The organism is Vibrio sp. JCM 18905, assembly GCF_055393305.1.
The window spans coordinates 1,166,597-1,178,617 of the sequence record NZ_AP043880.1 but is presented as its reverse complement, the minus strand read 5'-3'; the positions used below and the strand labels follow the sequence as shown (position 1 = coordinate 1,178,617).

The following is a 12,021-nucleotide window of genomic DNA, read 5'->3' as shown; positions in this document are numbered from 1 at the left end:
GAATACATTTTGCTTAACATCAATAAATCTATGTTTTAATTGCATATTCTCTGTATAGCTCTGATTAAAAATTCACTAAATAAAAACCAGGTTGCATATAAAAGATCTTTACTCAGATCTCATCAACATAGTTATCCACAAAATTAGTGGATAAGTAACCTCACCCCTTTGCTGACAAGCAGTACAGAAAAGTAAAGCCCTTCCCTCAATATTTTTTGCTAAAAATGTATTTTTTTACTGTTGACAGTAGTTTGGCTGCTCGGTAAGATTCGTCCCGCTTTCAAGCAAAGCAATTCCTCCTTAGCTCAGTTGGTAGAGCGACGGACTGTTAATCCGCAGGTCGCTGGTTCGAGCCCAGCAGGAGGAGCCAAATTCCAAAAAAGCCGTGTCGCAAGACACGGCTTTTTTCGTTTTGAAATAAAAAACTTCTTTCACCATCAATATCTCAAGTGACGACTTAAAATTACTCGCTAAATGTAATTCCCGCCTTCTGAGCAAAAGATTCTTTGAGGAAAGACAGCACCAGCGTCTTTGTAAAATCCATTCAGCAAGCTGTTCAATTTCTTATTGATTCATCAAAATACCTCACATAGACGACTATTTTTCCATCGTGTATGTAAAACCACATCGTTCACTGGTTGTTATTGGTGTCACAAAACACGATAATATCAAGATCGGATTTTAAGAACGTAATAACTATGACCGAATATGTTTTGTTGTTGGTCGGCACTGTGCTGGTGAACAACTTTGTACTGGTGAAGTTTTTGGGCCTCTGTCCTTTTATGGGTGTGTCCAAAAAACTGGAAACAGCAATAGGTATGGGCTTAGCGACAACTTTTGTGCTAACGCTCGCGTCAGTGTGTGCGTATTTAGTGGAAAGCTACATTCTTCGTCCACTGGGTATTGAGTACCTTCGAACCATGAGTTTTATTTTGGTGATAGCCGTTGTGGTGCAGTTCACCGAAATGGTTGTGCACAAAACAAGTCCAACACTTTATCGCTTGCTTGGTATTTTCTTACCGCTGATCACTACAAACTGCGCGGTATTAGGCGTCGCGCTTCTTAATATTAATGAGAACCATAACTTTATCGAATCGATTATCTACGGCTTCGGCGCCGCTGTTGGTTTCTCATTGGTGTTGATACTTTTTGCATCCATGCGTGAGCGCATAGCTGCCGCCGACGTACCAGTGCCTTTTAAAGGTGCATCAATTGCAATGATTACAGCGGGTTTAATGTCACTAGCCTTTATGGGCTTTACAGGTTTGGTGAAGTAAACAATGAGTACGATTTTAATTGCGATCATCGCGTTAGCAGTTCTTGCTGCGATTTTCGGCGCGATACTTGGTTTTGCTTCTATTCGCTTCAAAGTCGAGGCAGACCCAATTGTGGATCAAATCGACGCAATCTTACCTCAAACTCAATGCGGTCAATGTGGCTATCCTGGTTGCCGCCCTTATGCTGAAGCGATTGCAAATGGCGACCACATCAACAAATGTCCACCTGGCGGTCAGGCAACAATCGAAAAGCTCGCCGACTTAATGGGTGTTGAGCCAGAAGAATCTGCGCACGATCTCGACAGCAAAATTCCAACCGTTGCGTTTATCCATGAAGATATGTGCATTGGCTGTACTAAGTGTATTCAAGCGTGTCCAGTGGATGCAATTGTAGGCGGTACAAAAGCGGTCCATACCGTAATTAAAGACGAATGTACGGGGTGTGACTTATGTGTTGCACCATGTCCAACTGATTGTATTGAAATGATTCCTGTGGCAACCACCACGGAAAGCTGGAAGTGGCAACTTAACTCCATTCCAGTACTCAACATTACGGATGCTGCCGACGATGCAGCGAACGTGAAAGATTCAATTAAGTAAGGTTTCGCATGTTGTCTTTGATTGAACAAATTCGTACAGGCTCGCTTTGGGATTTCCCTGGTGGAGTGCATCCGGCAGAAAACAAAAAGCAGTCCAACAAAACTGAGCTCGTTCACGCGGCTATCCCATCAGAAATTGTATTACCGCTAAAACAGCACATTGGTAAGGCTGGTAACTTATTGGTTGCCGAAGGTGACCACGTATTAAAAGGTCAGCCATTAACGCAATCCGAAACTGGTTTTACCGTTCCAGTGCATGCTCCTACATCGGGTACGATCACCGCAATTGAGCCCAGAACCGTTGCTCACCCTTCAGGTCTGAGTGAACTCTGTGCGGTCATTACCCCTGATGGTAACGATACATGGTGTGACAGAAAACCCGTCGCGGATTACAAACAAGAAACACCTGACGCACTGATCGATATTATTCGTCTCGCAGGCATTTCAGGTATGGGTGGCGCAGGTTTCCCTACCGCAAAAAAAATCCAATCAGGTTTTGCTCGCACAGAGATTCTTATCGTCAACGCAGCTGAGTGTGAGCCATACATCACATCAGATGACAAGCTCATGCAAGAGCATGCCGAAGAGCTCATCCAAGGTATCGAGATTGTCGAACATATCCTGACACCAAAGCTCACGATTATTGGTATTGAAGATAACAAACCAGAGGCAATTAAAGCGTTAGAAGCTGCGGCTCTAAACAAAGATATCGTCATTCGCGTTATCCCGACTAAATACCCTTCTGGTGGTGAAAAACAGCTGATCAAAATTTTGACCAATAAAGAAGTACCAAGCGGCGCAATTCCAGCCGATATTGGTATTTTGGTTCAAAATGTCGGTTCTCTTTATTCAATCAAACGCGCAATCATCGATGGTGAACCGATGATAAAACGCGTGGTGACTCTCACCGGTAAAACATTCAAACAACCACGCAATGTTTGGGCATTATTAGGTACACCAGTACAGGCGTTATTGGATGAGTTTGGCTATAAAGCCGATAAGAAGTTACAACGTTTAATCATGGGTGGACCAATGATGGGCTTCACCCTTCCCCACTCTCAAGTGCCGATTACCAAGACAGCAAACTGTATCCTTGCCCCGACTCGTCGTGAGATCTCTCCACACCAACATGAGATGGAATGTATTCGCTGTAGCCAATGTGCTGAAGCTTGCCCTGCTTCACTGCTACCTCAGCAACTGCAATGGCATGCAAAAGCTGAAGAGTATGACAAACTCGAAGAACTAAACTTAAAGGATTGTATCGAGTGCGGTGCTTGTGCGTTTGTGTGTCCAAGTGAAATTCCTCTCGTACAGTACTACCGCCAAGCAAAAGCGGAAATTCGCACCAGAACACAAGAAGCGGAAGCTGCTGAGCGAGCGAAGCTGCGTTTTGAAGAGAAGAAAGCGCGCATGGAGCGCGAAAAAGCAGAACGTGAAAGTCGCTTTAAGAAAGCAGCCGATCAGCGCCGTAAAGACATGAAATCTTCTGGTGGTGATGATGCGATTGCAGCAGCGATCGCACGAGTGAAAGCTCAGAAGACAGAAACAACAGAAAAAGCAGAGCCAGCCGTGAAACCTGCCGTCGCAGCAGCCATTGCCAAAGCGAAGGCAAAACAGGCCGCAGCCGCTAAAGCAGGCTCTAGTGAACCTGATAACTCAGAAATGGCAAAACTGCGCGAAGAACGCAAACGTCTAGCCCGCGAACGTAAAGCACAAAAAGAGCAAGGCGAAACACCAGACAACAACGCTGATGATAAGAAATCGGCAGTTGCAGCAGCCATCGCCCGAGCTAAAGCGAAAAAAGCTCAACAAGAAGAACCAACCGAAACGTTAGAAGCTCAAGCACCTGCTGAGCAAACCGACGATCCGAAGAAAGCCGCGGTTGCTGCTGCCATTGCACGTGCCAAAGCACGTAAAGCGAAACAAGCAGACTCAACTGAAACTGAAGAAGCTGAAACGCCTACTGAGAAAACCGACGATCCGAAGAAAGCCGCGGTTGCTGCTGCTATTGCTCGCGCTAAGGCTCGTAAAGCGAAACAAGCAGACTCAGCTGAAACGGTAGAAGCAGAAGCGCCTACTGAGCCAACCGACGATCCGAAGAAAGCCGCGGTTGCTGCTGCCATTGCGCGTGCCAAAGCGCGTAAAGCGAAACAAGCAGACTCAACTGAAACGGAAGAAACTGAAGCGCCTGCTGAGAAAGCTGAAGATCCGAAGAAAGCCGCGGTTGCTGCTGCCATTGCACGCGCTAAGGCTCGTAAAGCGAAACAAGCAGACTCAGCTGAAACGGTAGAAGCTGAAGCGCCTGCTGAGCAAGCTGAAGATCCGAAAAAAGCCGCGGTTGCTGCTGCCATTGCGCGAGCCAAAGCGCGTAAAGCTAAGCAAGAAGAACCAGCCGAAACGGTAGAAGCTGAAACGACTGATGAACAAACTGAAGATCCGAAGAAAGCCGCGGTTGCTGCTGCCATTGCGCGTGCCAAAGCGCGTAAAGCTAAGCAAGAAGAACCAGCCGAAACGGTAGAAGCTGAAACGCCTGCTGAACAAGCTGAAGATCCGAAAAAAGCGGCTGTCGCTGCGGCTATTGCGCGTGCCAAAGCGCGTAAAGCTAAGCAAGAAGAACCAGCCGAAACGTTAGAAGCTGAAACGCCTGCTGAACAAACTGAAGATCCGAAAAAAGCGGCTGTCGCTGCTGCTATTGCGCGCGCGAAGGCTCGCAAAGCGCAGCAAGAAGCTAATAAAAATAATACTGAGGAGAACGAGTAGTGTCGTTTTTTATTGCCAGTTCACCGCATACCCACAGCCGTCGTAGTACACCTGACTTAATGAAATGGGTGGCACTTTGTGCTCTCCCAGGTTTAGCGGCTCAGACCTACTTCTTTGGGTGGGGAACGCTTATTCAGCTGATTTTTGCCATCGCAGTCGCTGTATCACTTGAAGCCTTAGTTATGGTCTTCCGTAAACGTTCGCCGATGCGAGCACTACGTGATAACAGTGCGATCGTTGCCGCTTGGTTATTAGCCGTGGCTATCCCACCATGGTCTCCGTGGTGGATTATGGTGATCGGACTTATTTTCGCGATCGTAATCGCTAAACACCTATATGGTGGCCTTGGTCAAAACTTATTCAATCCTGCCATGGTCGCTTATGTGGTCTTGTTGATCTCATTCCCAGTGCAAATGACGAGTTGGAGTGCCCCGACGTCACTCATACCTGATCACGTAAATTTTGCAGATACACTCTCTTTAATTTTTACGGGCTATGATTACGACGGCTTATCGCTTCAGCAAGTTCGAACGGGGGTTGACGGCGTGACAATGGCGACGCCACTTGATGCATTTAAAACTGGTATTCATACAGGTGCAACCCCAAGCGAAGTACTGTCGCAGCCAATATTCGATGGCTTAGCTGGCATTGGTTGGCAATGGGTAAATCTTGCCTACTTACTTGGTGGTTTAGTGATGATCAAAAAACGCATCATCCAATGGTATATCCCCGTAGGTTTCCTAGTGAGCCTGACGCTATTTAGCCTCGTGTTCAGCTTACTGACCCCAGGGGAAACTGCGTCGCCAATCTTCCACTTGTTATCAGGTGCAACCATGCTTGGCGCATTCTTTATTGCAACCGATCCCGTGTCGGCGTCGACAACCGTTAAAGGACGTTTGATCTTTGGCGCGCTTATTGGTGCTTTGGTCTTTATCATTCGCAGTTGGGGTGGCTTCCCTGATGGTGTTGCATTCGCAGTGTTACTTGCAAATATGTGTGTGCCACTGATCGATTACTACACCAAACCTAGAACTTACGGTCACTGAGGTAAACATGTTAACCGCTATTAGAAAAAATGGTCTGACACTTGCGATCTTTGCCTGTGCAACAACCGGATTAGTCGCCTTTACTCAGTACCTAACAAAAGACCAAATCAAGATACAAGAACAACAACAATTGCTTTCTGTTTTGAATCAAGTCATTCCAGAAAACATGCATGACAACGCACTCACGCAAGCCTGCACTATGGTCACGTCACCAGAACTGGGGACATTACGTGCGATGCCAGCCTACCTCGCCACGAAGAATGGTGAACCAACAGCAATCGCAATAGAATCCATCGCGCCAGATGGCTACAATGGTGAGATAAAAGTTATTACTGGGATTGACAATCAGGGCAATATTTTGGGGACACGCGTCTTAAGCCATCAAGAAACCCCTGGCCTGGGCGACAAAATTGATCTTCGTGTCACCGACTGGATCCTGAGCTTTACGGGCAAACAAGTCACGGAAAGTAACTGGAACTCATGGAAAGTTCGTAAAGATGGTGGTGATTTCGATCAATTTACTGGTGCAACGATCACGCCTAGAGCCGTCGTAAAAGTGGTGCGAAATACCGTTAACTACGTAAACCAATCTCGTGAAGACATTCTTAGCCAGCCTTTGGGCTGTGAAGGAGAGCAGTAATGAATGAGAATAAATTGCTGATGAAAAACGGTATGTGGAGTAATAACCCTGCTCTCGTACAGCTGCTGGGTCTGTGTCCACTACTAGCGGTTTCTTCCACAATAACCAATGCCTTAGGTCTTGGTATTGCAACCTTATTAGTGCTGGTCGGCTCCAACGTCACGGTTTCTCTTATTCGTAATTACGTACCAAAAGAGATCCGCATTCCTGTATTCGTGATGATTATTGCCTCACTTGTTACCTGCGTTCAGTTATTGATGAATGCCTATGCGTATGGTTTATACCTGTCTCTTGGTATCTTTATTCCTCTGATTGTAACCAACTGCATCATTATTGGTCGAGCTGAAGCATACGCTTCAAAAAATGATGTTGCGCCTGCAGCATTAGACGGTTTATGGATGGGTCTTGGTATGACAAGCGTTTTGGTCGTGCTAGGTGCCATGCGTGAGTTAATTGGTAATGGCACGCTATTCGACGGGGCAGATCTGCTATTAGGAGACTGGGCATCCGCTCTCCGCATTCAAGTTTTCCAATTTGACAACAGCTTTCTGCTAGCGCTTCTTCCACCCGGTGCATTTATCGGTGTTGGTCTGTTGATAGCGCTTAAAAATGTCATCGATAATTCAGTCCAGGCACGTCAACCTAAAGAAGAAAAACCAACCATAGAACGTGCTCGCGTCACCAACGCATAACAAAATAAGGCTCTGTCATAGGAGCCTTTTTCATAAACCGCAGAGACGGTATTGGAAGTCAGCAATGAACAAAATAAAAAGAATCGAAATTCTTGAGCGATTACGAGAAAACAATCCGAATCCTCAAACTGAGCTTAACTGGAGCTCCCCTTTTGAACTGCTAATCGCGGTATTACTATCAGCGCAAGCAACCGATGTAAGTGTCAATAAAGCCACCGACAAGCTTTTCCCTGTCGCTAATACACCACAAAGTATTCTCGATTTGGGAGTTGATGGCTTAAAAGAATACATAAAGACCATCGGTTTGTTTAACTCAAAAGCAGAAAACACTATCAAGACTTGTAAGATCTTGTTGGAAAAACACAATGGTGAAGTTCCTGAAGATCGTGCAGCGTTAGAAGCGCTACCAGGCGTAGGTCGCAAGACCGCAAACGTCGTGCTCAACACCGCTTTTGGTTGGCCAACCATTGCCGTCGATACGCACATTTATCGCGTGTCGAATCGTACTAAGTTTGCAATGGGCAAAACGGTTGATGATGTCGAGCAAAAGCTATTAAAAGTTGTGCCAAAAGAGTTCAAACTCGATGTGCACCACTGGCTCATTCTTCATGGCCGCTACACGTGCTTGGCGAGAAAGCCTCGCTGCGGTAGCTGCATTATTGAAGATTTGTGCGAATATAAAGAGAAAGTATATCCAGATAGCTAACGCTATTTGAAAATCAAAGCTAGGAGCAAAAAATGTCAAATGGTCGAATTCTCCACACTATGCTTCGCGTAGGTGATCTAGACAAATCCATCAAGTTTTACACTGAAGTTATGGGCATGCAGTTGCTTCGTACGAACGAGAATAAAGAGTACGAATACACACTGGCGTTTCTTGGCTACGGTGACGAATCCCAAGGTGCTGTGATCGAGCTAACTTACAACTGGGGTAAAACTGAATATGACCTAGGTACTGCTTTTGGTCATATCGCCATTGGTGTTGATGATATCTACACAACTTGCGACGCTATCAAAGCGGCGGGCGGTAATGTGACGCGTGAACCAGGTCCAGTAAAAGGCGGAAGCACGCACATTGCATTCGTAAAAGACCCAGATGGTTATATGATTGAGCTTATCCAAAACAAGCAAGCTTCAGCAGGTCTTGAAGGCTAAGCGGCACTTCTAATAATCACTTGTACTGCAAGTTGAACATCGATTACAGGCAGGTCTGCGATCTGCCTGTTCTTTTATAAACAAAACACTTTACTTGATAATAATTATCGTTTAGATTCATTCGCAACTTCGATATGCGGGATTACGATAATGATCAGTGAATGGGAAAAACACACACTTCTAGCCGATACGGCACTTCAACTAGATGACCCTGTTCGCAGCATTCTTCATTACCAGCAAGCCCTAAGCCTGAGTGAAGATATTAGCGAATGTGTGGAAATTGAAGCAGACGAGCGATTATTAATTTCTGTGATTTCTTGTCATAACTTAGCTCAGTTCTGGCGTTGGGCCGGAGATACTGACTATGAACTCAAATACCTTCAACTGGCCTCTGAGAAAGTCTTAACACTTATCCCACAATGCCCAAATAAAGAGTGTGCAAGCTTTATCGACTCGATAGGATGCTGTACTAAGGCGTTGATAGACTTTATGAAGCGTCACCCTAATCCAGCTATTGCCAAACAGGTTGAAAAAATAGATACCGCAACCAATTGCGAAGTCATTGCCAAATTCCGCTTAAACTAACATTCAAATTATACAGCAGGAATCACCGAAAGGTGCTTGGCAAAATACCACTAAAATATTATTAACAACGTCAGTAAATCAAAAACGCCGAAGCTTTCAGCTTCGGCGTTTTTATATTCGTTACACTTGGGTTCGCCCAAGTGATATTACGACTCGGCGGTTTTTGTCTTTTCCTATTGGCGAGCCATTATCTGCAATAGGACGACGCTTGCCGTACCCTTGCACTTGAATTCGATCTTCCGGTAGCCCTAGAGACTGAAAATAATCACGAAGTGACTCTGCACGTCGCTCAGATAAACTTTGGCTCGCACTTTTGCCATCGGTTGAATCGGTGTACGTCGCCACCAGCACGAGATCGATATCTTGATTATGTCGGATATAATCTGCAATTTGTGATAAACGCTTTTTGGAAGCCTTGGTTAACTGATCGCCTTGTCTTTCGTAGTGCAAAATCGTAAAGGCAATGTCTTCAAAACTGTATTTCAATAAATTGGAAATACAGTCGCTAAACGCGTTGTACTTATTTTGAAACAGCACGGATGACAATGCGACTTCAATTCTCTGATCTCGGCTCTGCCAATCCTGATAACTAAAGGTCGGATAACGCCCTTTTTCCAGCTCAGACAAAATGCCCCATGCTGTTTGCCCTCCGACATAACCATCAAACTGTTTAAAAAACTTTAGGTTTGTAATTCGATCGGCGTGTTCACCTGGTCGCCAAGGTGGCGGCATAGAGATGAGACTGACGTTACGTGTTTCTCCCATCGGACGACGCATTTTTAACTCAAAGTCTAAATTGATTTTTTTATTCGCACGAGATGAAAATACCGCATCTCCAAAACTTGGAATAGGGTGAACAAGTTGGCATTCTAACGGTGTGTTGACCACCATTTCCCATTGAGATTGCTGTGGAGTGGCAACATAACGTTTGCCCATCACAGCAAAACTGCTTGTGCTAAACAACGAAAATACAACGCCACTAGTAATCAGCCATTTCTTCATCTAAGTACTGTCTCTTAAACGGCAGTCTGTTGCCGTCAATTTGAATCAATAAAACCACTTCACCTGGCATGCAAAAACCTCGCCAACGTGCGAAATATCGTGATATTACGATTAACGTTAATCATGGTAACTCAATCACCCGAAATGCGATCGAGCGTATTGATGAGATGCAAAATAGAATTCCGTTTTTCTCCTAAATTGCGGTTTTTCTCGTCGGTATAATCTGCAATAATGCAGCCTTCGTCACACAAAAATAAGCCGACATGACAATAGAAAATGAAGCTCTGACCTTGAAAAAACGCTTTCGTGGTTATTTCCCTGTGGTAGTAGACGTTGAGACCGCAGGTTTCAATGCTCAAACTGATGCACTTTTAGAAATTTGCGCCGTTACGTTAAAAATGGACGAAGATGGCGTGTTGCATCCAGCCTCCACCATTCATTTTCATGTTGAGCCATTTGAGGGCGCTAACTTAGAAAAAGAAGCGCTAGAATTCAATGGTATTCGTGACCCATATAGCCCTCTTCGTGGTGCAGTTTCTGAGCAAGAAGCGTTAAAAGAGATTTATAAACTTATTCGCAAAGAACAAAAAGCCGCAGATTGCTCGCGCGCAATTATGGTTGCCCATAACGCAGCATTCGACTTAGGTTTTGTAAATGCAGCCAATGAGCGCTGTAAACTAAAAAGAGTCCCTTTTCATCCCTTTGCTACTTTTGACACGGCAACATTGAGTGGCCTTGCTTATGGTCAAACGGTTCTCGCGAAAGCATGCAAAACGGCCGGGATGGAATTCGATAATCGTGAAGCACACTCAGCGCTTTACGATACACAAAAAACAGCAGAATTATTCTGCGGTATTGTCAACAAATGGAAGGCCCTCGGCGGTTGGCCGCTTGTTGATGAAGAATAATAAGTAAACACAACATATTAGGAAAAGTATGAATCCTGTCGTTATATCAGTGTGCGTCATGCTCGTGTTAGCATTGATGCGCGTAAACGTGGTGGTTGCCCTCACGTTTAGTGCCATCGTTGGTGGCCTTGTCGCAGGCATGAGCCTTGGAGACACAGTTGCCGCGTTCGAAAGTGGTTTAGGTGGCGGTGCGACTATCGCTCTGAGCTACGCAATGTTAGGTACTTTCGCCGTTGCCATCTCTAAATCTGGCATCACGGACCTACTGGCAAAAAGTGTTATCAAGCGCTTAAACGGTAAAGAAAACTCGGCGTCAACTACCGGGTTAAAGTACGCGGTGTTAGTCGCGCTCGTTCTTGTCACTATGTCATCTCAGAACGTAATTCCGGTCCATATCGCCTTTATTCCAATTTTGATTCCACCTCTTTTGGGCGTATTTGCGAAACTTAAGCTCGATCGACGTTTGGTCGCGTGTGTTCTTACCTTTGGTTTGATCACACCTTACATGATCTTACCTGTTGGTTTCGGCGGCATTTTCTTAAACAACATTCTATTAAAGAACCTACATGACAACGGTTTGGAGAACGTGGTTGCAAGCCAAGTTCCAACTGCAATGTTACTGCCAGGTGCTGGTATGTTGTTTGGTCTATTGCTGGCGATCTTTGTTAGCTACCGTAAACCGCGCATCTACGAAGAAACGGAGTTGACTGTCGTTCACGAGACAGATCATGCTATCAATAAAAAGCACATTTTGGTGGCTGCTCTTGGTATTGTCGCCGCATTGGGTGTTCAGCTTTACACTGGCTCAATGATTATTGGTGCTCTAGCTGGCTTTATGGTGTTTACTTTTGGCGGTGTGATAGCTTGGAAAGAAACGCACGATGTCTTCACAAAAGGCGTGCATATGATGGCTATGATTGGTTTCATCATGATCGCTGCCGCAGGTTTTGCTGCGGTAATGAAGCAAACAGGTGGCGTTGAGACATTAGTACAGTCTCTCTCTACGAGCATTGGTGATAATAAGCCGCTTGCAGCACTACTGATGCTGATCGTTGGCCTGCTAGTAACAATGGGCATTGGTTCATCGTTTTCAACCATTCCAATCTTGGCGACAATCTACGTTCCACTCGCGTTGGCATTTGGTTTTTCGCCAATGGCAACAATCGCGCTAGTTGGTACTGCTGCTGCTTTGGGTGATGCTGGTTCTCCAGCGTCCGACTCGACATTAGGCCCTACATCTGGTCTAAATGCCGACGGTCAGCATGAGCACATTTGGGAAACGGTTGTTCCAACCTTTATCCACTACAACATTCCACTGATCATCTTTGGTTGGATTGCTGCAATGGTGCTTTAGTAC

General features: G+C 45.4%; 12 protein-coding genes and 1 tRNA gene. 12 read left to right on the top strand and 1 reads right to left on the bottom strand.

Features of this window, described 5'->3' with window-relative positions; genetic code table 11:
* Positions 1-294: 294 nt before the first annotated feature.
* From ACZ5ZC_RS22185 to ACZ5ZC_RS22140, 10 genes are all read left to right on the top strand, one after another.
* A tRNA-Asn gene (locus ACZ5ZC_RS22185) sits at positions 295-370 on the top strand.
* Positions 371-698: 328 nt separating this feature from the next.
* Positions 699-1,277 (top strand): electron transport complex subunit RsxA, encoded by a 579-nt coding sequence (gene rsxA / locus ACZ5ZC_RS22180; protein ID WP_005380762.1) that lies wholly within the window; start codon positions 699-701, stop codon positions 1,275-1,277.
* A 3-nt stretch (positions 1,278-1,280) separates the two neighbouring features.
* Positions 1,281-1,877 carry an electron transport complex subunit RsxB gene (gene rsxB / locus ACZ5ZC_RS22175; protein WP_005396655.1) on the top strand — a complete coding sequence of 199 codons (597 nt, stop codon included), beginning with the start codon at positions 1,281-1,283 and terminating at the stop codon, positions 1,875-1,877.
* An 8-nt stretch (positions 1,878-1,885) separates the two neighbouring features.
* Positions 1,886-4,636 (top strand): electron transport complex subunit RsxC, encoded by a 2,751-nt coding sequence (gene rsxC / locus ACZ5ZC_RS22170; protein WP_464932294.1) that lies wholly within the window; start codon positions 1,886-1,888, stop codon positions 4,634-4,636.
* Positions 4,636-5,682 carry an electron transport complex subunit RsxD gene (rsxD, locus tag ACZ5ZC_RS22165; RefSeq protein WP_464932293.1) on the top strand — a complete coding sequence of 349 codons (1,047 nt, stop codon included), beginning with the start codon at positions 4,636-4,638 and terminating at the stop codon, positions 5,680-5,682. Before rsxC ends, rsxD begins: the two co-directional genes overlap by 1 nt.
* A 7-nt stretch (positions 5,683-5,689) precedes the next feature.
* Positions 5,690-6,322 carry an electron transport complex subunit RsxG gene (gene rsxG, locus ACZ5ZC_RS22160; protein WP_006743364.1) on the top strand — a complete coding sequence of 211 codons (633 nt, stop codon included), beginning with the start codon at positions 5,690-5,692 and terminating at the stop codon, positions 6,320-6,322.
* On the top strand, positions 6,322-7,014 hold the full coding sequence (locus tag ACZ5ZC_RS22155) for an electron transport complex subunit E (RefSeq protein WP_054867993.1): 693 nt from the start codon (positions 6,322-6,324) through the stop codon (positions 7,012-7,014). Before rsxG ends, ACZ5ZC_RS22155 begins: the two co-directional genes overlap by 1 nt.
* A 64-nt stretch (positions 7,015-7,078) precedes the next feature.
* The gene (gene nth / locus ACZ5ZC_RS22150; RefSeq protein WP_042522463.1) at positions 7,079-7,720 is read left to right on the top strand and encodes an endonuclease III; all 642 of its coding nucleotides are present in this window, start codon (positions 7,079-7,081) and stop codon (positions 7,718-7,720) included.
* 32 nt (positions 7,721-7,752) lie between these two features.
* On the top strand, positions 7,753-8,169 hold the full coding sequence (gene gloA / locus ACZ5ZC_RS22145) for a lactoylglutathione lyase (RefSeq protein WP_005380739.1): 417 nt from the start codon (positions 7,753-7,755) through the stop codon (positions 8,167-8,169).
* Between the two features lie 150 nt (positions 8,170-8,319).
* Entirely contained in the window at positions 8,320-8,754 is a 435-nt protein-coding gene (locus ACZ5ZC_RS22140) for a DUF2753 domain-containing protein (protein WP_005384886.1), read from the top strand.
* A gap of 120 nt (positions 8,755-8,874) precedes the next feature.
* On the opposite strand, the gene motY is transcribed toward ACZ5ZC_RS22140, so the two are convergent.
* Positions 8,875-9,756: a flagellar protein MotY gene (gene motY, locus ACZ5ZC_RS22135; RefSeq protein ID WP_012841571.1), complete on the bottom strand. Its 882-nt coding sequence runs from the start codon at positions 9,754-9,756 to the stop codon at positions 8,875-8,877.
* A gap of 263 nt (positions 9,757-10,019) precedes the next feature.
* On the opposite strand from motY, the gene rnt reads away from it, so the two are divergent.
* Both rnt and ACZ5ZC_RS22125 read left to right on the top strand, forming a co-directional pair.
* Positions 10,020-10,664 (top strand): ribonuclease T, encoded by a 645-nt coding sequence (gene rnt / locus ACZ5ZC_RS22130; protein ID WP_012841569.1) that lies wholly within the window; start codon positions 10,020-10,022, stop codon positions 10,662-10,664.
* Between the two features lie 28 nt (positions 10,665-10,692).
* Entirely contained in the window at positions 10,693-12,018 is a 1,326-nt protein-coding gene (locus tag ACZ5ZC_RS22125; RefSeq protein ID WP_005396535.1) for a Na+/H+ antiporter family protein, read from the top strand.
* Positions 12,019-12,021: the final 3 nt, after the last annotated feature.

Coding starts and splice junctions, on each gene's coding strand:
- rsxA (WP_005380762.1), top strand. CDS start 699: ATGACCGAATATGTTTTGTTGTTGGTCGGCACTGTGCTGGTGAACAAC.
- rsxB (WP_005396655.1), top strand. CDS start 1,281: ATGAGTACGATTTTAATTGCGATCATCGCGTTAGCAGTTCTTGCTGCG.
- rsxC (WP_464932294.1), top strand. CDS start 1,886: ATGTTGTCTTTGATTGAACAAATTCGTACAGGCTCGCTTTGGGATTTC.
- rsxG (WP_006743364.1), top strand. CDS start 5,690: ATGTTAACCGCTATTAGAAAAAATGGTCTGACACTTGCGATCTTTGCC.
- ACZ5ZC_RS22155 (WP_054867993.1), top strand. CDS start 6,322: ATGAATGAGAATAAATTGCTGATGAAAAACGGTATGTGGAGTAATAAC.
- nth (WP_042522463.1), top strand. CDS start 7,079: ATGAACAAAATAAAAAGAATCGAAATTCTTGAGCGATTACGAGAAAAC.
- gloA (WP_005380739.1), top strand. CDS start 7,753: ATGTCAAATGGTCGAATTCTCCACACTATGCTTCGCGTAGGTGATCTA.
- ACZ5ZC_RS22140 (WP_005384886.1), top strand. CDS start 8,320: ATGATCAGTGAATGGGAAAAACACACACTTCTAGCCGATACGGCACTT.
- motY (WP_012841571.1), bottom strand. CDS start 9,756: ATGAAGAAATGGCTGATTACTAGTGGCGTTGTATTTTCGTTGTTTAGC.
- rnt (WP_012841569.1), top strand. CDS start 10,020: ATGACAATAGAAAATGAAGCTCTGACCTTGAAAAAACGCTTTCGTGGT.
- ACZ5ZC_RS22125 (WP_005396535.1), top strand. CDS start 10,693: ATGAATCCTGTCGTTATATCAGTGTGCGTCATGCTCGTGTTAGCATTG.